The sequence below is a fragment of the Curtobacterium sp. MCBD17_026 genome (assembly GCF_003234895.2).
Taxonomy (GTDB): domain Bacteria; phylum Actinomycetota; class Actinomycetes; order Actinomycetales; family Microbacteriaceae; genus Curtobacterium; species Curtobacterium flaccumfaciens.
The window spans coordinates 1,353,757-1,372,165 of the sequence record NZ_CP126281.1 but is presented as its reverse complement, the minus strand read 5'-3'; the positions used below and the strand labels follow the sequence as shown (position 1 = coordinate 1,372,165).

General features: G+C 70.9%; 12 protein-coding genes. 7 read left to right on the top strand and 5 right to left on the bottom strand.

Features of this window, described 5'->3' with window-relative positions:
* Positions 1-54 precede the first annotated feature (54 nt).
* Positions 55-1,233: an acyl-CoA dehydrogenase family protein gene (locus DEI85_RS06500; RefSeq protein ID WP_111123468.1), complete on the bottom strand. Its 1,179-nt coding sequence runs from the start codon at positions 1,231-1,233 to the stop codon at positions 55-57.
* Positions 1,230-4,520 carry a 3-phosphoshikimate 1-carboxyvinyltransferase gene (gene aroA / locus DEI85_RS06495; RefSeq protein ID WP_111123469.1) on the bottom strand — a complete coding sequence of 1,097 codons (3,291 nt, stop codon included), beginning with the start codon at positions 4,518-4,520 and terminating at the stop codon, positions 1,230-1,232. The genes DEI85_RS06500 and aroA overlap by 4 nt, the downstream gene beginning before the upstream one ends.
* A 119-nt stretch (positions 4,521-4,639) precedes the next feature.
* On the opposite strand from aroA, the gene DEI85_RS06490 reads away from it, so the two are divergent.
* The 3 genes from DEI85_RS06490 (at position 4,640) to DEI85_RS06480 (ending at position 8,512) form a co-directional block, all read left to right on the top strand.
* Complete coding sequence (locus DEI85_RS06490; RefSeq protein ID WP_181435509.1) at positions 4,640-5,779, top strand: glutamate--cysteine ligase; 1,140 nt, start codon at positions 4,640-4,642, stop codon at positions 5,777-5,779.
* Between the two features lie 253 nt (positions 5,780-6,032).
* A complete protein-coding gene (locus DEI85_RS06485) occupies positions 6,033-7,136 on the top strand; it encodes a tetratricopeptide repeat protein (protein ID WP_146248992.1) in 1,104 nt (367 codons plus the stop codon).
* A 128-nt stretch (positions 7,137-7,264) separates the two neighbouring features.
* Positions 7,265-8,512, top strand: a complete 1,248-nt coding sequence (locus DEI85_RS06480) for an ATP-binding protein (protein ID WP_111123471.1) — start codon at positions 7,265-7,267, stop codon at positions 8,510-8,512.
* A gap of 74 nt (positions 8,513-8,586) precedes the next feature.
* Here the strand turns inward: DEI85_RS06480 and ffh are convergent, their stop codons facing one another.
* Positions 8,587-10,137: a signal recognition particle protein gene (gene ffh / locus DEI85_RS06475; protein WP_110859103.1), complete on the bottom strand. Its 1,551-nt coding sequence runs from the start codon at positions 10,135-10,137 to the stop codon at positions 8,587-8,589.
* Between the two features lie 166 nt (positions 10,138-10,303).
* On the opposite strand from ffh, the gene lipB reads away from it, so the two are divergent.
* Positions 10,304-11,035, top strand: coding sequence for a lipoyl(octanoyl) transferase LipB (gene lipB, locus DEI85_RS06470; protein WP_111123472.1), 732 nt, complete (start codon positions 10,304-10,306; stop codon positions 11,033-11,035).
* The gene (gene lipA, locus DEI85_RS06465) at positions 11,032-12,015 is read left to right on the top strand and encodes a lipoyl synthase (protein WP_110859105.1); all 984 of its coding nucleotides are present in this window, start codon (positions 11,032-11,034) and stop codon (positions 12,013-12,015) included. The genes lipB and lipA overlap by 4 nt, the downstream gene beginning before the upstream one ends.
* Positions 12,016-12,206: 191 nt before the next feature.
* Here the strand turns inward: lipA and DEI85_RS06460 are convergent, their stop codons facing one another.
* On the bottom strand, positions 12,207-13,232 hold the full coding sequence (locus tag DEI85_RS06460; RefSeq protein WP_110859106.1) for a TerC family protein: 1,026 nt from the start codon (positions 13,230-13,232) through the stop codon (positions 12,207-12,209).
* A gap of 217 nt (positions 13,233-13,449) precedes the next feature.
* On the opposite strand from DEI85_RS06460, the gene ftsY reads away from it, so the two are divergent.
* Complete coding sequence (ftsY, locus tag DEI85_RS06455) at positions 13,450-14,319, top strand: signal recognition particle-docking protein FtsY (RefSeq protein WP_027465892.1); 870 nt, start codon at positions 13,450-13,452, stop codon at positions 14,317-14,319.
* 83 nt (positions 14,320-14,402) lie between these two features.
* The gene (locus DEI85_RS06450) at positions 14,403-14,561 is read left to right on the top strand and encodes a hypothetical protein (protein ID WP_171907827.1); all 159 of its coding nucleotides are present in this window, start codon (positions 14,403-14,405) and stop codon (positions 14,559-14,561) included.
* A 98-nt stretch (positions 14,562-14,659) separates the two neighbouring features.
* Here the strand turns inward: DEI85_RS06450 and DEI85_RS06445 are convergent, their stop codons facing one another.
* Complete coding sequence (locus DEI85_RS06445) at positions 14,660-18,388, bottom strand: AAA family ATPase (RefSeq protein ID WP_111123473.1); 3,729 nt, start codon at positions 18,386-18,388, stop codon at positions 14,660-14,662.
* Positions 18,389-18,409 lie beyond the last annotated feature (21 nt).

Here is an 18,409-nt window from a genome sequence, read left to right as displayed (position 1 = left end):
GGGAGGCGCGGGGCGGGCCCGCACCGCGCCTCCCGTCCGGTACTGGGTTGCGGTCTAGAACCCGGCCTGGCCGGTCACGACGGCGCGGCCGACGATCAGTTTCTGGATCTCGTTGGTGCCCTCTTCGAAGCGCTGCGCGCGTGCGTCGCGGTAGACACGCTCGATGGCGTTGCGCTTCCAGTAGCCCTGACCGCCGTGCACCTGCAGGGCCTTGTCGGTGACGCGGGCGAGCATGTCGACGGCGATCATCTTCGACGCGCTGGAGAGGGTGCCGGCGTCGGGACGGTCCTCCTCGTACGCGCGCGCGGCCTCGAGCACCAGGGCGCGTGCCGCGGCGATGTCGGCGTAGTTCTCGGCCAGGTAGAACTGGATCGCCTGGCGGCTGGAGAGGCGCTTGCCGAACGTCTCGCGCTTGTTCGCGTACTCGACGGCGAGCTCGTTCGCCCGCTCGGCGAGACCGACGGCGCTCATCGCGACGGACACCCGGCTCGGCAGCAGGAAGCCGCCGAGCGCGACCTCGAGGCCCTGGCCTTCGGCGCCCAGGCGGGCACTGGCGGGGATCGGGGTCTCGGTGAACCGCAGGATCGCGTGGTCGGTGCCACGGATGCCCATGGTGTCCGAGTCGTCGATCACCTCGGCACCCGGCAGCCCGCTGTTCGGCATCAGGAACGCGACCGTGCCGTCCTGGCCGGTGGTGCCCTCCAGCCGAGCGGCGATGAGCCAGTGGTCGGCCTTGACCCCGAAGGTGATGAGGTGCTTCTCGCCGTTCATCACGTAGGTGTCGCCCTCGCGTCGGACCGTCGTGCGGATGTCCGCTCCGGTGCCCGCGGTGGCCTCGGTCAGGGTGAACGCGACGAGCGTGTCACCGGCGACGGAAGGCTTGACGACCTGCTCGATCTGCTCCGGCGTCGCGTAGGGGGCCATCGCGCGCCAGGTGCCGTTGATGACGTGCACGAGCATGCGGATGGAAGCGTGCGAGCGGGAGATGACCTCCATGATCTCGAGGTACCGCGAGAAGGGGATCGCCCGTCCGCCGAGCTCCGTCGGGGCGGCGAGGCTGAGCCACCCGTTCTCCTTGAGCTCCTGGAACAGCTCCGGGGCGACCCGGCCGGTGCGCTCGATCTCGTCCGCCCACTCCTCGCCGGGGCCGCGGACCCACTCGGTGACCTCGGCCTTGAGCTGCTGGAAGGCGGCTTCGTCGAAGCCCGTGCTCGTCTGCTCGACGGTCGTCATCGTGTCTCGTTCTCCTTCGTCGCGACGAGCGCGGCCGCCTGCTCGCGCAGGATGTTCTTCTGGACCTTGCCGACCGCGTTGCGCGGCAGCTCGGTGGTGTACTCGAGTCGTTCCGGCCAGTAGTACTTGCTCACGCCGGCCGTGTCGAGGTACTGCTGCATCCCGGCGAAGTCGAGCGGCTCGTCCGCGCGGGCGTTCACGACCCAGGCGCAGGCACGCTCACCGAGCCGCTCGTCCGGCATCGCCACGATCGCGACGTCCGTGACCAGCGGGTGCTGGTACAGCAGGTTCTCGATCTCGACGACGGGGATCTTCTCGCCGCCGCGGTTGATGACGTCCTTCACGCGTCCGGTGATCGACAGGAAGCCCTTCTCGTCGACCTTCGCCAGGTCGCCGGTGCGGTACCAGCCGTCCGCGGTGAACACGTCGTCGGTCAGGTCCGGGCGGTCGAGGTAGCCCGCGAACATCGTCGGCGAGTGCAGCTCGAAGTTGCCCTCGGTACCGGCGGGCAGCTCGATCCCCGCGTCGTCGACGATGCGGATCGCGATGCCCGGCAGCGCCTGGCCGTCGTGGCCGTACGCGTCGGCGGGATCGTCGCTCGGGCTGGACAGGGCCCCGAGACACGTCTCGCTCGTGCCGAAGGCGCCGAGGATCGCACTGCCGAGCACCGTGCTCGCTCGCTGGGCCAGTGCACGGGGCACCGCGGCGCCCGTCGGCACGAAGATCCGGAGCGACTCGGGCTGCGGAGCACCGGCCTCGACCAGGTCGACGAGGTCGGTCAGGAACGGCGTCGCGCACTGCGCGAAGGACGCCCGGGCGACGCCGAACGCCTGCTCGAGTGCGACCCGGCCGTCCCACACCGGCTGGATGACCTGCGGCGCACCGAGCCGGAACGCCAGCAGCATGCCGTACAGGAACCCGGTCTGGTGGGCGAGCGGGGACGGGATGTAGATGCGGTCGGCGCTGGTCAGACCGGACTGCGCCACGTGCATGGCGGTCGCGAGCCCGAGCGTGCGGTGCGGGTGCTGCACGCCCTTCGGCTCCCCCGTGGTGCCGGAGGTGAAGAGCAGCTGGCAGACGTCGTCCGGCCCGGGAGCGTGCGACGCGATCTCGTCGACGTCGACGTGCACGGCAGCGAGGGCGTTCTCGAAGTAGCGCCAGTGCCAGTCGCTCGCCACGACCCGCTCCAGGGCGTCGGCGGGCAGCGGCGGCTGGTTCGTCGGGGTGTCCCCCTGCCCGCGGGCCTCGGCGCGGAGCACGATGACGTGCTCGAGCGCCAGGCGGCGGTCCTGCGCGGCGGCCTCGTCGATCACGTCGAGGAGTTCGAGCGCGGGACGGCGCTTCCGGAACACGTTCGGCAGGAACACCACGCGGGCCTTCGAACGAGCCAGCGTCATCGTGGTCTCGCGGGGACCGAACACCGGCATGATCGGGGTCGCGACGGCACCGATCTGGATCGCACCGAGGGTGATCGACACGAACTCACGCCAGTTCGGCAACTGCATGGCGACGGATTCACCGGTGCGCACGCCGAGTTCGAGCAACAGGGCGGAGACCCGGTCGGCCTCGTCCTGCAGCTCCTTCCACGTGGTGTTCGCGGGGGTCGCACCGCCGACCTCGATCACGGCCAGGCCGTCGGGGTCGGTCTGCGACAGCGCGCGGACCCGCTCGCTCAGGACGAGCGGGTCGGCGTCGACGCCGGCGAGCTCGGGCACGGCGACGGCGGGCCGCGGGGCGGTGGGCTGCGCGGCGGCAGGCTGCGCGGTGCCCTGGGCAACCGGCTGGCCGACCGGCTGGCCGCCCAGTCGGTCGGCGGGCTCCGGCACGGCCGACGTCTCGACGTCCGCGGTGGCCGTGCCGACCGGAGGCGTGCCCAGGTGCGTGCGGACCCCGTCGGCCTCGGCAGCGTCGATCCGGTCGTCGTGCGCCACCTGGGCTGCGAGCCGGTCGCCGACGGACATGTCGAGCCCGACGGAGTTCATCGCCTCGAGGAACGTCGGGTAGGAGATCCGGTAGGCACGCGGGTAGGTCAGGCCGGACACCCCGTCGGCACCCGACGCCGCGACCGCGAGGGACATCAGCACGCGGTGGTCGTTGAACGAGGACATCGGCGCACCGTGCAACCCGGCCGCGCCGACGCCGGTGACCCGCAGCTCGTCCGCGCCCTGCTCGGCGCGGCCGCCCATCCGGTTCAGCTGGAGCATCGCCGCGACCCGGTCGGATTCCTTCAGCCGGATGTGGGCCACGTTCCACAGTCGGCTGGTCCCCTCGGCGAAGGTGGCCATCGTCGACAGCACGGGCAGCAGGTCCGGGATCGGACGGCAGTCGACGTCGAGCGGCCGGAGCGGGGACCCGTCGTGCTCGATCCGGACGAAGCCGGTCTCCTCGTCGATCCGCATCGGGACACCCATCGCGGTCGCGAGGTCCAGGAACTCGCTCTCCGGGTGGTCCGTCTCGGCCGTCGTCGTGGCCGTCATGCCGCGCAGCAGCACGTTCGACTGGCGGGTGACGGCCGCCGCGATGCCGAACGCTGCGGAGCCGATGTCGGGCGGGATCACGTAGTCGTGCGGGGTGGCCTGCTGGCCCGCCGGGATCCGGTACTCGAGCCAGTCGTCGGAGACCTCCACCGTCAGGCCGAACTGCCGCATCATCCGCACGGTGAGCTCGACGTAGGGCTGCTCGTTGAGCCGCCCGCCGGTGATGTGGATCCGGGTCTCGTGCTCGGCGAACGGTGCCACCAGCAGCAGCCCGGACACCCACTGCGACAGGGTGCCGGCGATCGTCACGTCGCCGCCACGCGGACGCCTCGGCTGCACCGTGACGGGCGGGCAGTCGTTCGTCGCCTCGAGTTCCACCCCCATCTGCGTCAGCGAGGTGAGCAGCGCCTTGATCGGGCGGCGCTGGAAGTACTTCATGCCGGACAGGGTCATCGGGCGGTCGGCCAGCGAGGCGAGCCCGGTCATGAAGTAGAGCGTGGTGCCCGAGGAACCCATGTTGAGCAGTCCGTCGGCACCCCGTGACCCGTGGTCCACGACGTCGGTCGCCTGGTACCGGCCGCCCAGTCCGGTCACGTGGTACGCGTTCCCACGACGCTTGACGTCGACGCCGAGCGCGCGGAGCGTGCCCACGGTCCACTCCACCTGTCGCGTCGCGCTGACCCCGGAGACGACACTCGTCCCCTTCGCGAGCGACGCGAGCACCAGCGCGCGGTGCGCGTGGTACTTCGAGACCGGGATGTCGAGTTCTCCGACGAGCGGGGCGTTCGTCCCGCGCACCACCAACTGCATGCGTACCTCTTCCCTCTAGGAACATTTCAACGGTACGCCCGGAGTGGAACTAGTTGCAGGACGATCCGCACGATCGGGACACCGCTTCGTTGTGCGTGTCCGACAAGGACCCGGGCAGGATGGACGGCATGGACATCCGCTTCACCGAGTCCCGCCCGTCGACCATCGGCGTCGAGTGGGAACTCCCCCTGGTCGACCGGGCGACCGGCGACCTCGCGCCCCGTGCCCCCGCCGTCATCGCCGCCGTGCACGAGCGGCTCGGTGACCACGACCGCGTCACCGAGGAGCTGCTGACCAACACGGTCGAGGTCGTCTCGAGCGTCCACGACCGCGTGGGGGCTGCGACGAGCGAGCTGTCCGGCATCATCGGCGAGGTCATCGACGCCGCCGAACCGCTCGACGCCCAGGTGATGTGCTCGGGAACGCACCCGTTCGCGGTGTGGGACCAGCAGGAGATCACCCCGGACAGCGAGCACTACACGACCCTGATCGACCGCACCCGCTGGTGGGGACGCCAGATGCTCATCTGGGGCGTGCACGTGCACGTCGGCATCGAGGACCGCGACAAGGCGGTCCCGATCATGAACGCGATGCTCGCCTACGTCCCGCACCTGCAGGCGTTCACCGCGTCGAGCCCGTTCTGGGGTGGCACCGACACCGGGTACGCCTCGAACCGCGCCCTCATGTTCCAGCAGCTCCCGACCGGCGGACTCCCGCCGCAGCTCGGCGCCTGGGCGAACTTCGAAGAGGTCGTCGGCGACCTCACGCACACCGGCGTCATCGACGGCGTGAAGGACCTGCGCTGGGACATCCGACCGTCACCGGGCTGGGGCACCCTCGAGAACCGGGTGTCCGACGGCATCTCGACCCTGCACGAGGTCGGCGCCGTCACCGCGCTCGTGCAGTGCCTGGTCACCGCCTGCTCGGACCGGCTCGACGCCGGTGAGACCCTGCCCACCATGCAGCCGTGGTTCATCCGCGAGAACAAGTGGCGCGCGGCCCGCTACGGCATGGAGGCCGAGATCATCACGAACGTCGCCGGCGACGAGCGGCTCGTGACCGACGAGGTGCACGACCTGGTGCAGCGGCTCGACCCGATCGCCGAACGGCTCGGCTGCCTCGACGAGCTCCACCACCTCGACACGATGATCGAGCGCGGCGCCTCGTACCAGCGGCAGCTGCGGGTCGCGCAGGAGAACGGCGGCGACCTGCGCGCCGTGGTCCGCCACCTGGTCACCGAGTTCCGCGACGCGCTCTAGCCGCGACCGGCCCGGATCGGGCGTACCCGGCCGAATCGGGCGTACCCGGCCGAATCGGGCGTACCGGGTCGAATCGGGCGTACCTCGTCGTTTCTTTCGACCAGGTACGCCCGATTTCACTTTCCATCGCGCGTGCGATGGGAAGGAACGTCGCGACGCGACCGGACGACGGACGGGAGGCCCGGTGCCAGCTGGCACCGGGCCTCCCGTCCTGGGGGCACCGGCAGTCCACGGCGAACGCTACAGTTCCCCTGTGGCGGGGGAGGCAGCACAGCGCGGACCGGCGACGGTGATCCGTGCCGGCGCGCTCGTCGACGCCGGCCGGCCGGAACAGGCACTCGCCGAGGTCACGGCGGCGGAACACGACGAAGGCGAATCGATCGCCGGACAGCGCGTGCGTGCCCTGGCGCTGCTCGCGCTCGACCAGCCGGACGCGGCGTGCGACGCTGCTCGACGAGCGGTCGCTCTCGCGCCGGGTGACAGCACCTCCCTCCGTGTGCTGTCGACCGCCCTGCTCCGCTCTGGGGACCGGATCGGAGCCGTCGAGGCCGCCCGCCGTTCGGTCGCCGCCGACCCGGACTCGTGGCAGGCGCACGCTGCGCGAGTCGATGCCCTCTGGCTCGGCGAGCAGAACCGCCTGGAGGCGATGCGGGCGAGCTTCGAGGCCGTCCGCTTGGCTCCCACCGAACCGTTCGTGCACCGCCAGCACGGCGACCTCCTGCTCGCCGTCGGCCGGCAACGGGAAGCGCAGGACGCGTACCGCCGGGGGCTCGCGCTCGCTCCGGAGGACCGAGGGGCACGGCACAACCTGGCGGTGTCACGGCTCCGGCGTGGCCACGAGAGCGAGTCCGCGCTGGTCTTCGCGGGCATCCTGTCGACGAACCCGACGGACGCCACAGCACTGCGGAACCTCATGGTCGGCGTCGTCAACCCACTCGGCCGGATCGGGGTGGCCCTCGGCGGCGCCGCAGTGTTCACCGGCTTCGAGTTCCTGGCGACGATCGACAGCGGGGATCCGGCGATGGAGCGCTGGGCGACCACCTTCCCGCCGGTGATCGCCCTCGCCGTGATCGCCTTCATCGCCCTCCGGTTCACCTCCGAGGCACGGCCTCGCCTCGCCTTCCTCCTCTCGGTCGCTCGACGAGCGGTACCGGGTTGGGGACTCGTGGCGCTGGTGCTCGGTGTCGCGACCGCGATCTCCGTGACCGGGCTGTTCCTCCCACCGGTCGTCGCCCTCGTCGCACAGGGTCTCGTGCTCGTCGGGGTCGTCATCGCCTCCGTGCTGATCAAGCGCATCCTGCGCGCCTTCCCGAGGACCCGCCCACCGGTGCACGAGGACGACGATGACGACGGGTGACGGGCTCGCCGTGGCGACCGAACTGCGCCCGGCCGGACGTCCGCGCGACGCGCTCACCTCCACGACCGAACCGCACCACCGCCGCGTCGCGCGACACCACCGAACCGACCGCTGCGAGAGGACTCCCGATGAACGATGACCCGGTTCACGACGACCCGGTGATCGACGCGCTCCGACGCGCGGTCGACAGCGCGCCCCACGACGTCGCACTGCGTGTCCACCTCGGTCGTCTGCTCCTCGAAGCCGGACGTCCGGCCGAGGCGACCGCCGAAGCGGCGGCCGCACTCGCCATCGCACCGACCGACGATGCGGCGGGCGCCCTCATGCTCGCGGTGCTGCGCCCGCGCGCCGGCACGGCACTCCCCGCGGACGCACCGACCGACGCTCCCACCGCTGGTGTGCCGTCCGACTTCGACTGGCACGCGGCGGAACAGCAGGTCGAGCACATCGTAGAACCGTCCTTCGTCGAGGACTCGACTCCCGACCCGGACCTGCCGTCGGCGTTCTCGGTCGAGCCGTCGGAGGTCCGGTTCGGGGACGTGGGCGGGATGGAGGCCGTGAAGCAGCGGCTCACCGTCGCGTTCCTCGCCCCACTCGCGAACCCCGAGCTCCGAGCGTTGTACGGCAAGAGCCTCCGTGGCGGTCTGCTGTTGTACGGCCCTCCGGGGTGCGGGAAGACGTTCATCGCCCGTGCCGTCGCCGGCGAGCTCGGCGCACGCTTCATGAGCGTCTCCATCACCGACGTCCTCGACCCCTACCTCGGCGCGAGCGAGCAGAACATCAGGGCTGTCTTCGAGGCCGCACGCGCTGCGGCACCGTGCGTGGTGTTCTTCGACGAGATCGACGCGCTCGGCCAGCGACGGAGCCAGACCCGCAGCTCGCACGTGCGCGGGATGGTGAACCAGCTGCTCACCGAACTCGACGGCGTCGACGGCGGGAACGAGGGCGTGTTCGTGCTGGCTGCGACGAACCAGCCGTGGGACGTCGACCCCGCGCTCCGTCGTCCGGGTCGGCTGGACCGGACGGTGCTCGTCCTGCCGCCGGACACCCCGGCACGTGAAGCGATCTTCCGCGGGCACCTCCGCGACCGACCGGTCGAGGGCATCGACCCCGCAGCGCTCGCGAAGCGGACCGAGGGATTCTCCGGTGCGGACATCGCCTACGTGTGCGAGGTCGCCGCCGAGCACGCGCTCATGGACAGCATCACGACGGGCACTGCACGGCTCATCGGGATGCCGGATCTGCTCGCCGCCCTGAGTGAGGTCCGGCCCTCCACGAGCGCCTGGCTCGAGACGGCTCGGAGCGTCGTCCTGTTCGGCGAGGACGACGGGACGTACGCCGACCTGCGGGCGTACCTCAAGAAGTCCAAGCGCTGAGTGGCGGACGGGAGGCCCGGTGCCAGCTGGCACCGGGCCTCCCGTCCGTCAGGTGGTCGCGTTCGCGAGCCGCGTCAGCGACCCAGGAACTTCTGCAGCGACGCGAGCTCTTCCTCGGTCGGTGCCTTGCCGCCCTTGGCGCCCCCGAGGCCGAGGCCGGACCCCTGCGGGGCCTGCTGCGGCGCAGCCGCCGCGCCGGCAGCCAAGGCCGCGCGCTTCGCCGGGTTGCCCACCTTCGACTTCTTCTTGCCGCCCTGCTGCTGCTTCTTGCCGCCGTGCATGCCCGGGATCGGACCCATGCCCGGCATCTGCGGCACGCCACCGCGGGCGACGGTCTTCATCATCTTGGCGGCCTGCTCGAAGCGGTTGACCAGGGCGTTGACCTCGGTGACCGTCGATCCGGCACCGCGCGCGATGCGCAGACGACGCGAACCGTTCAGGAGCTTCGGGAGCTCGCGCTCCTGGGGCGTCATCGACTGGATGATCGCCTCGGTACGGACGATCTCGCGCTCGTCGAAGTTGTCGAGCGCCTCGCGCATGCCCTTGGCTCCCGGGAGCATGCCGAGCATGCCCTTGATGGAGCCGGCCTTGCGGAGCTGCTGCATCTGCTGCAGGAAGTCGTTCAGCGTGAAGTTGTCGGTCGCGATCTTGTCCGCGACCTTGCGTGCCTCTTCCTCGTCGAAGGCGCCCTGCGCCTGCTCGATGAGCGACAGGATGTCACCGAGGTCGAGGATGCGGCTCGCCATGCGGTCCGGGTGGAACGGCTCGAAGTCGTCGAGCGACTCACCCGTCGACGCGAACATGATCGGGCGGCCGGTCACGCTGGCCACCGACAGGGCAGCACCACCACGGGCGTCACCGTCGAGCTTCGAGAGCACGACACCGGTGAAGTCGACGCCTTCCTGGAACGCACGGGCCGTGTTGACGGCGTCCTGACCGATCATCGCGTCGATGACGAACAGGACCTCGTCCGGGTCGACGGCCTTGCGGATGTTCGCGGCCTGCTTCATCAGCTCGGCGTCGACACCGAGTCGACCGGCGGTGTCGACGATGACGGTGTCGTACTGCTGGTCGATCGCGGCCTTGATGGCGTTCTTGGCGACCTTGACCGGGTCGCCGACACCGTTGCCGGGCTCGGGCGCGAAGACGTGCACGCCGGCCTGCTCGCCGACGACCTGCAGCTGCTGCACGGCGTTCGGACGCTGGAGGTCCGCCGCGACGAGCATCGGGGTGTGGCCGTCCTTCTTGAGCCACTTGCCGAGCTTGCCGGCCAGGGTCGTCTTACCGGCACCCTGCAGACCCGCGAGCATGATGACCGTCGGCGGCTTCTTCGCGAACTCGAGCCGCCGCTGCTGCCCGCCCAGGATGCCGACGAGTTCCTCGTTGACGATCTGGACGACCTGCTGCGCCGGGTTGAGCGCCTTGTTGACCTCGTCGGAGAGGGCACGCTCGCGCACCGATGCGGTGAACGCCTTGACGACCTCGAGCGCGACGTCGGCGTCGAGGAGCGCCCGCCGGATCTCGCGGACGGTGCCGTCGACGTCGGACGGAGTCAGCCGACCCTTGCTCCGCAGATTGCGGAAGGTCTCGGTCAGCCGATCGGAGAGTGAACCGAATTGCGCCATGATCCGTCGATTCTACAAGGCTCCCGCCGCCACCACCGGTCCGTTCACCGCAGGAGGACGCCCTCGGTCAGTCAGACCGGTGCGCCGAGCCCCACCGTCGCAACCGTTGTGGAGGTCGAGCACAACGTTGTTGGACCCAGTCCAGAAACTGTCGTACGCTCGCCGCATGCCGGAACTCGCGATCGTCCGCCACCACGGCCTGCTCGACTACGCGGACGGCCTCGCCCTGCAGCGGGACCTGCACGCCGACGTCGTCGCCGGCCGTTTCCCAGGGGCCCTCGTGCTGTGCGAGCACCCGTCCGTGTACACCGCCGGCCGCCGCACCGAACGCTCCGACCTGCCGACGAACGGCGCCCCGGTCGTCGACACCGACCGCGGCGGACGCATCACCTGGCACGGCCCGGGGCAGCTGGTCGCCTACCCGATCGTCCGGCTCGCCGAACCACTCGACGTCGTCGCGTGGGTGCGCGACCTGGAGCAGGTGGTCATCGACGCCGCGGCCGCCGTCGGGGTGCACGCCGAACGGGTCGAGGGTCGCAGCGGCGCATGGGTGCCGGGCACGAACGGCTCGCCCGCCGCCAAGGTCGGGGCCATCGGGCTGCACGTCGCCGAGGGCGTGACGAGCCACGGCATCGCGATCAACTGCGACAACGCCCTCGACGCCTACGCCGCGATCGTCCCGTGCGGCATCGCGGACGCCGGGGTCACGACGCTGAGCGCCGCGGCGGCGCACGCGGGGCTCGCTCCCGTGACCGTCGACGTCCTCGCACCCGTGGTCGCGCACGGCGTCCAGCAGGCCGTCGACGGCATGCACAGCGGCCGCCGGATCAGCACGACGGCCCCCAGCACCAGCACGAGCACCAGCACCGCGACCGCCCGACAGGAGACCCTCGTATGACCCTCGCCCCCGAAGGCCGCCGCATGCTCCGGGTCGAGGCCCGGAACGCCGAGACCCCGATCGAGACGAAGCCCGCGTGGATCAAGACCCGTGCCACGCAGGGCCCGGAGTTCCGCGAGCTGTCCGGACTGGTGCGTGACAAGCAGCTGCACACCGTCTGTCAGGAGGCCGGCTGCCCGAACATCTTCGAGTGCTGGGAGGACCGCGAAGCCACCTTCCTGATCGGCGGCTCGCAGTGCACCCGACGCTGCGACTTCTGCCAGATCGACACCGGCAAGCCGGAGCCGCTCGACCGCGACGAGCCCCGCCGGGTCGCGGACTCCGTCGCGGAGATGGGCCTGAAGTACGCGACCGTGACCGGCGTCGCGCGCGACGACCTGCCCGACGGCGGATCGTGGCTCTACGCCGAGACCATCCGAGCGATCCACGAGCACTCCCCCGGCACCGGCGTCGAGATCCTGGTGCCGGACTTCAACGGTCGGCCCGACCAGCTCGGCCAGGTGTTCGACGCCCGCCCCGAGGTCTTCGCGCACAACGTCGAGACCGTTCCGCGGATCTTCAAGCGCATCCGCCCGGCCTTCACGTTCGAACGGTCCCTCGACGTCATCACCCAGGGCCGCGACGCCGGGCTCGTGACGAAGTCGAACCTGATCCTCGGCATGGGCGAGGAACGCATCGAGATCGAGGACGCCCTGCAGCGCCTGTTCGACGCGGGCACGGACATCATCACGCTGACGCAGTACCTCCGCCCGTCGCCGCGGCACCTGCCGGTCGCGCGATGGGTCAGCCCTGCGGAGTTCGTCGAGCTCCGCGAGGTCGCCGAGCAGATGGGCTTCGCCGGGGTGCTCGCCGGACCGCTGGTCCGGTCGTCCTACCGGGCGGGCCGACTGTGGGCGCGGGCGACGGTGGCTCGCGGCGGCTCGGTGCCCGAGCACCTGGCCCACCTGCTCGACGCGACCCCTGGTCGCCAGGCCGTCTGACCCGCGCCGCGCGCGCCGCGCGCGCGGCGCGGCCGGCGCGGCCGGCGTTTCGCGCTGGGCGACAGTTCACGGGCTGCGGAGCACGTGAACTGTCGCTCAGGCCGAAACTCCGTGCGTCCGGCCGACACGGAGACAGACGGGAGGCGCGGTGCCAGCTGGCACCGCGCCTCCGGTCCGTCAGGTGGTGACGGCTACTTCGCGTCGGCCTCGACCGACTCCTTCGGCTGACCGGTCGGGGTGAGCCCGCGCTCCTGGCGGCGCTTCGAGACCACCAGCGACGCGGTCGTGGCGACCGCGATCGTCAGCGCGATGAAGCCCAGCGAGAACCAGATCGGGATCTCCGGCGCCCACTCGATGTGCTCGCCACCGTTGATGAAGGGCAGCTCGTTGACGTGCATGGCGTGGAAGACGAGCTTCACACCGATGAACGCCAGGATGACGGCCAGGCCCTGACCCAGGTAGATGAGGCGCTCGAGCAGACCGGCGATCAGGAAGTACAGCTGCCGGAGGCCGAGCAGCGAGAACGCGTTCGCCGTGAACACGATGAAGGCGTCCTGCGTCAGCCCGAAGATCGCGGGGATCGAGTCGAGCGCGAAGAGCACGTCGGTCAGGCCGATGGCGACCATGACGAGCAGCATCGGGGTGAACAGGCGCTTGCCGTCGACACGGGTGGTCAGGCGGTCGCCGTCGTAGTGGTCCGAGGTCGGGATGATGCGCTTGAGGATCCGGATGAGCCGGGATTCGCCCTCGCTGCCGTGGTCGTTGCCGCTGCGGGCCTGCGACCAGGCGAGCCAGAACAGCAGCGCACCGAACAGGTAGAAGACCCACGAGAAGTTCTCGATGATGGTGACGCCGAGGGCGATGAAGACACCGCGGGCGACGAGCGCGATCGCGACGCCGACCAGCAGGACCTTCTGCTGGAACTCCTTCGGCACGGCGAAGCTCGACATGATGATGAGGAAGACGAAGAGGTTGTCGACCGACAACGCCTTCTCGGTCAGCCAGCCGGCGAAGTACTCACCACCGGCCTGTCCGCCGCCGAAGACCAGGATCCCGATGCCGAACAGGATCGCCAGCCCGATGTAGAAGGCCGACCAGAACGCGGATTCGCGGATGTGGGGCACGTGCGGGGTGCGCACGTGCGAGTAGAAGTCGAACACCAGCAGCGCGAGGATGCCGGCGATGGTGATGAGCCAGACGAAGAGTGGGACGTCCACGGTTTCCTTCAGGTAGGGCGCGCCGCTGATGTGCGGGTACGCCGAGGCCTGAAGGTCTCTTCCGTCGCACCGCACCGGAACCGGTGTCGCACGACCGGCGCCCCGGGGCCGGATCGTTCCGGACCGTACTGACGGGGTCACCGAGAGGGAATACTCCCCTTCGTGTTCCCGAGCATACCGGGCACAGCGGACATGCGCCGCGCTCTAAGCTGGGAGCATGGCGAGTTCCTGGTCACTGTCCTCACGGCTGCGCGGCCTCTTCCAGCGCAAGACGATCGACGAGACCACGTGGGAGGACCTCGAGACCGCCCTCATCGGGGCCGACTTCGGGCCCGACATCTCCGAGGAGATCATCGAGGACCTGCACGCCCGCGTCGACCGGTACGGCACGACCGACCCCGCCGACCTGCAGCGCATGCTCCGCGAGGTCCTCGAGGAACGGCTCTCGAAGCTCGACACCACCCTGAAGCTCAGCGCGCGGCCCGCCGTCGTGCTCGTCGTCGGGGTGAACGGCGTCGGCAAGACCACGACGATCGGCAAGTTCGCCAAGTTCCTGAAGACCTACGACCGCACGGTGCTCGTCGGCGCGGCGGACACGTTCCGCGCCGCGGCGGTCGAGCAGGTCGCCACCTGGGCCCAGCGTGCCGGGGTCGACGTCGTCCGTCCGTCGCAGCCCGGGCAGGACCCGGCGTCGGTGGCGTACCAGACCGTCGAGAAGGCGATCCGCGACCAGACCGAGATCGTCGTCATCGACACCGCCGGGCGCCTGCACACCAAGGCCGGGCTGATGGACGAGCTCACCAAGATCAAGCGCGTGGTCGAGAAGCAGACCGAGATCAGCGAGGTCCTGCTCGTCCTCGACGCGACGACGGGCCAGAACGGCCTCGCACAGGCCCAAGCCTTCATCGAGGGCGCCGGCGTGACCGGCCTCGTCATCACGAAGCTCGACGGCTCGGCCAAGGCCGGCTTCGTGCTGAGCGTGCAGGAGAAGACCGGCATCCCGATCAAGCTCATCGGGCAGGGCGAGGGCATCAACGACCTCACCGGCTTCACGCCGCACGTGTTCGTGCAGAACCTCGTCGGCTGAGCGAACGCGTCGGCACGCCGAGGAGTAGCGTCCCTGACGGTCCGGGCATCTGCTCGGTCTCGTTCCAGGGATAGGAGACCCTCATGCCCGCACTGCTGATCATCGCGATCATCGTCGGCCTCGTCCTGCTCTTCAGCGGCATCTTCGTCGGTGCGCTGAAGTTCCTGCTCTGGGTGGGCATCGTGCTCATCCTGCTGGCGGTCATCGGCTGGCTGCTCCGGACGATCCGCGGTCGCGCGTAGCGACCCGGCGTCCTGTCCGGACGCACCTGACACAACGGGAGGCGCGGTGCCAGCTGGCACCGCGCCTCCCGTCTGTACTCAGGTCGTGACCAGGACGCCTACGCGACCGCGTCCGCCGGCTCGCGCTTCTGCACCCGCTGGCCGACGACTGCGGAGACGCCGTCCTGCCGCATCGACACGCCGTACAGGGCGTCGGCGATCTCCATCGTCCGCTTCTGGTGCGTGATGACGATGAGCTGAGACGACTCGCGCAGACGCTCGAACACGGTCAGCAGGCGGCCCAGGTTGGCGTCGTCGAGTGCCGCCTCGACCTCGTCCATGATGTAGAACGGCGACGGCCGGGCGGTGAAGATCGCGACGAGGAGCGCCACCGCCGCCAGGGACCGCTCGCCGCCGGACAGCAGGGTCAGGCGGTCGATCTTCTTGCCGGCGGGCTTCACCTGCACGTCGATCCCGGTGCCGAGCAGGTCGGTCGGGTCGGTCAGGTTGATGGACCCCGAGCCGCCCGGGAACAGGATCGGGAAGATGACGTCGAACGCTTCCTTCGTGTCGTTGAACGCGGACTCGAAGATCGTCTGCATCTTCGTGTCGAGCTCGTCGATGATCGTCAGCAGGTCCGTCCGCGTCTTCTGCAGGTCCTCGAGCTGCTCGGCGAGGAACGCGTGCCGCTGCTCGAGCGCCTGGAACTCCTCGAGCGCGAGCGGGTTGACCTTGCCGAGCTGTCCGAGGTCGCGCTCGGCAGCCTTGAGCCGGCGCTCCTGCTCGGCGCGGACGTAGGGCACGGTCTCGACGTCGGCGGGGTCGACCTCGTCGGTCGTGTCGAACTCGGGCAGCGCGGGGCCGCCGGGCAGGGTGGACTCGGCGTCGACGAGGGCCTCGTCGTCGGTGTCGGTACCCGCTTCTGCCGCTGCGTCCTCCGGCTCGGTCGCGCCCGCGGCCTCGGCGGCGGCGGCTGCCGCCGCGCGCTCCGCCTCGCGGTGCTTCCGCGCGCGCACCCGCGGGTCCACGAGCACGTCGACCGGCACCGGCACGTGCGGCCCGTACTCGGCCACCAGGACGGCCTCGGTCAGCCCGAGCTCGCTCTGCGCCCGGTCGAGGACGCCGGACACGTGCAGCTTCTTCTCGTAGATCTCCATCTCGAGCGAGTGCACGCCGTCGGTGATGGTCTGCAGGCGGTCCCGGAGCTCGCGCTCCTCGTTGCGGATCGTCTGCAGCTCGGTGTTGCGCTTCGACCGCTCGGCTTCTTCCGTCGCCAGCTGCACGCGGGCTTCGGCCAGCGAACGATCGACCGCACCGAGCACCCCGGGCAGATCGGCGAGGACGGCTTCGGCGGTCCGGATCTGGCCGCGTCGGACGACGGCGAGCCGTGCGGCTTCCTCGGCAGCGGCGCGCTCGGCCTCGAGCTGGCGGTCGAGCTGGTCGGCGCGGTCCCGTTCGGCGCGCACCCGCTCGCGCACGGTCTCGACCTGGATCCGCTGCTCGACCTCGGCGGCGCGTGCGGACTCGAGCGCGTCCTGCAGCGCGGGACGCTCGGAGGCGTCGACCACGGGACGCTCCTGCTCGGTGAAGGCACGGTGCGCCGACTCGGCCTCGGCCAGCACCGCCTCGGCGGTCTCGACGGCGCCGTCGGTCTCGGCCAGCGCGGCACGCAGCCGTTCGACCTCGGCCGCGGCGTTCTCCGCCTTCGCCCGCGTCGATGCGCTCGTGCGGTCGTACTCGGCCTTCGCCCGCGTGTAGGCGCGGGATGCTGCGTCGGCCTCGTCCGCACGGCGGCGTGCGTCCTCGACGGCGCTGCGCGCGGCCTGGAGGCCCGTGGCCGCGTCCTCGGCGTCGGTCGCGATCGCGTCGCGTCGCGTCACGGCGTCGTCGCGCTCCGCGACGAGCTCGATGCGCGAGGTCACGCGCTCCCCGCCGCCGGTCACGCGGACCGCACGGACGAGGTCGCCGGACCGCGTGACCACCGTGGCGTGCGGGGCGGCCGTGAGCACGGCCTCCAGGTCGAGGTCGTCGGTCTCCGCGACCAGGGTGTCCCGCAGGATCGACGCGAGCGCCGGCGGTCCCTGCACCAGGTCCGTGGCACGGCGGACGCCGGCGGGCAGGGTCTCGGGCAGGGCCGCGGGGACGGACGCGGCGTCCGCGACGACGACGTCGATCCGGCCGAGGTCAGCAACGCGGGCGTGGTCGACGGCGTCGAGCGCGGCACCGCGGTCATCGGCGAGGACGGCGTCGGCGAGTCCCTCGAGGGCGGTGGCGATCGCGGCCTCGAACCCGGGCGACACCGTCAGGCTGTCGGCCAGGCGACCGACGACGCCCGCGCGACCGGCGTCGATCAGTGCCTGCGAACCGTCGCGGACCTCGATCGACATGCCGAGCGCGGTGACCCGGGCGTCGAGGGCGTCCCGCTCGCGTTCGAGGGCGTGGAGGCGGTCGCGCTGCTCGTCGCGCGTGGTCTGGGCCCGTTCCAGCTCGGCGCGCGCCTGCTCCAGTGTCTGCGCGAGCGCGGTCTCGTCGACCCCCTCGGACGGGTCGACACCGAGTTCGGCGAGGGCCGCCGCGGCACGCTCGGCACGCTCCCCGGCCTCGGCCAGTGCCCGCTCCCGCCGCTCGCGGTCGGCGACGGCGGAACCGCGCTTCGACCGGGCGACGTCGACGGCGCTGGCGAGCCGCTGCGCCTCGAGGTCGTGCTGCGAGACCCGGGCTGCCTGGGCGGCGATGCGTTCGTTCAGGGCGTCCAGCGCGGCGCGGGCGTCCTGCACCGCGCGGGCGGTCGTCGCCGAGCCGCCCTGCATCTCGTCGGCGCGAGCGGCGAGGCGGTCGGCCTCGGCTCGGACCCCGGCGACCTGCTCCTGGGTGACGGTCGGGCCCTGCTGTGGAGCGTCGGCCTGCTGCGCGAGGAACATCAGGCGCTGGTTCGCCAGGCTCGACAGGCCGCGGAGGCGCTCCTGCACGCTCTCGAGCCGGTGCACGACGGTGCGGGCGCGGTCGACGTCGTCGCCGACCATGCTCTGCTCGACGTGCTGCTGGCGCACCCGGGTCTGGTCGAGCCGCTCGGTCAGGACGATGCGCTCGGACTTGCGGCCGGCCTCGACCTCCTGGTGCTCGTGCAGCTCGCGGCGCAGGCGCACCACGTCGTCGGCGAGGATGCGGGCCTTGGCGTCGCGGAAGACCGCGGCGACCGACTGGGCCTTGCGTGCGACCTCGGCCTGACGTCCGAGGGGTTTCAGCTGCCGTCGGATCTCACCGGCCAGGTCGGACAGGCGGGTCAGGTTCGTCTGCATCGCGTCGAGCTTGCGGAGGGTCTTCTCCTTGCGGCGACGGTGCTTCAGGATCCCCGCGGCCTCCTCGATGAAGCCGCGGCGGTCCTCCGGGGTGGCGTGCAGCACCTTGTCGAGCTGCCCCTGCCCGACGATCACGTGCATCTCACGGCCGAGGCCGGTGTCGCTCAGCAGTTCCTGCACGTCGAGCAGCCGGCAGTTCTCGCCGTTGATGGCGTACTCGCTGCCACCGTTGCGGAACAGCGTGCGAGCGATCGTCACCTCGGAGTACTCGATCGGCAGCAGGCCGTCGGTGTTGTCGATGGTCAACAGCACCTGGGCGCGACCGAGCGGACCGCGGGTCGAGGTGCCGGCGAAGATGACGTCCTCCATCTTGCCGCCGCGCAGGGTCTTCGCCCCCTGCTCCCCCATCACCCAGGCCAGGGCGTCCACCACGTTCGACTTGCCGGAGCCGTTCGGGCCGACGATGCACGTCACGCCCGGCTCGAACGCGAACGTCGTCGGCTGCGCGAAGGACTTGAACCCCTTGATGGTCAGGCTCTTCAAGTACATGCGGTCTCCGGATGCTCTGGT

Excerpts from the sequence above, each read along its gene's own strand:
- DEI85_RS06450 (WP_171907827.1), top strand. The coding sequence starts at position 14,403 with ATGCCCGCACTGCTGATCATCGCGATCATCGTCGGCCTCGTCCTGCTC.
- ffh (WP_110859103.1), bottom strand. The coding sequence starts at position 10,137 with ATGGCGCAATTCGGTTCACTCTCCGATCGGCTGACCGAGACCTTCCGC.
- aroA (WP_111123469.1), bottom strand. The coding sequence starts at position 4,520 with ATGCAGTTGGTGGTGCGCGGGACGAACGCCCCGCTCGTCGGAGAACTC.
- lipA (WP_110859105.1), top strand. The coding sequence starts at position 11,032 with ATGACCCTCGCCCCCGAAGGCCGCCGCATGCTCCGGGTCGAGGCCCGG.
- lipB (WP_111123472.1), top strand. The coding sequence starts at position 10,304 with ATGCCGGAACTCGCGATCGTCCGCCACCACGGCCTGCTCGACTACGCG.
- DEI85_RS06480 (WP_111123471.1), top strand. The coding sequence starts at position 7,265 with ATGAACGATGACCCGGTTCACGACGACCCGGTGATCGACGCGCTCCGA.
- DEI85_RS06445 (WP_111123473.1), bottom strand. The coding sequence starts at position 18,388 with ATGTACTTGAAGAGCCTGACCATCAAGGGGTTCAAGTCCTTCGCGCAG.
- ftsY (WP_027465892.1), top strand. The coding sequence starts at position 13,450 with ATGGCGAGTTCCTGGTCACTGTCCTCACGGCTGCGCGGCCTCTTCCAG.
- DEI85_RS06490 (WP_181435509.1), top strand. The coding sequence starts at position 4,640 with ATGGACGGCATGGACATCCGCTTCACCGAGTCCCGCCCGTCGACCATC.
- DEI85_RS06500 (WP_111123468.1), bottom strand. The coding sequence starts at position 1,233 with ATGACGACCGTCGAGCAGACGAGCACGGGCTTCGACGAAGCCGCCTTC.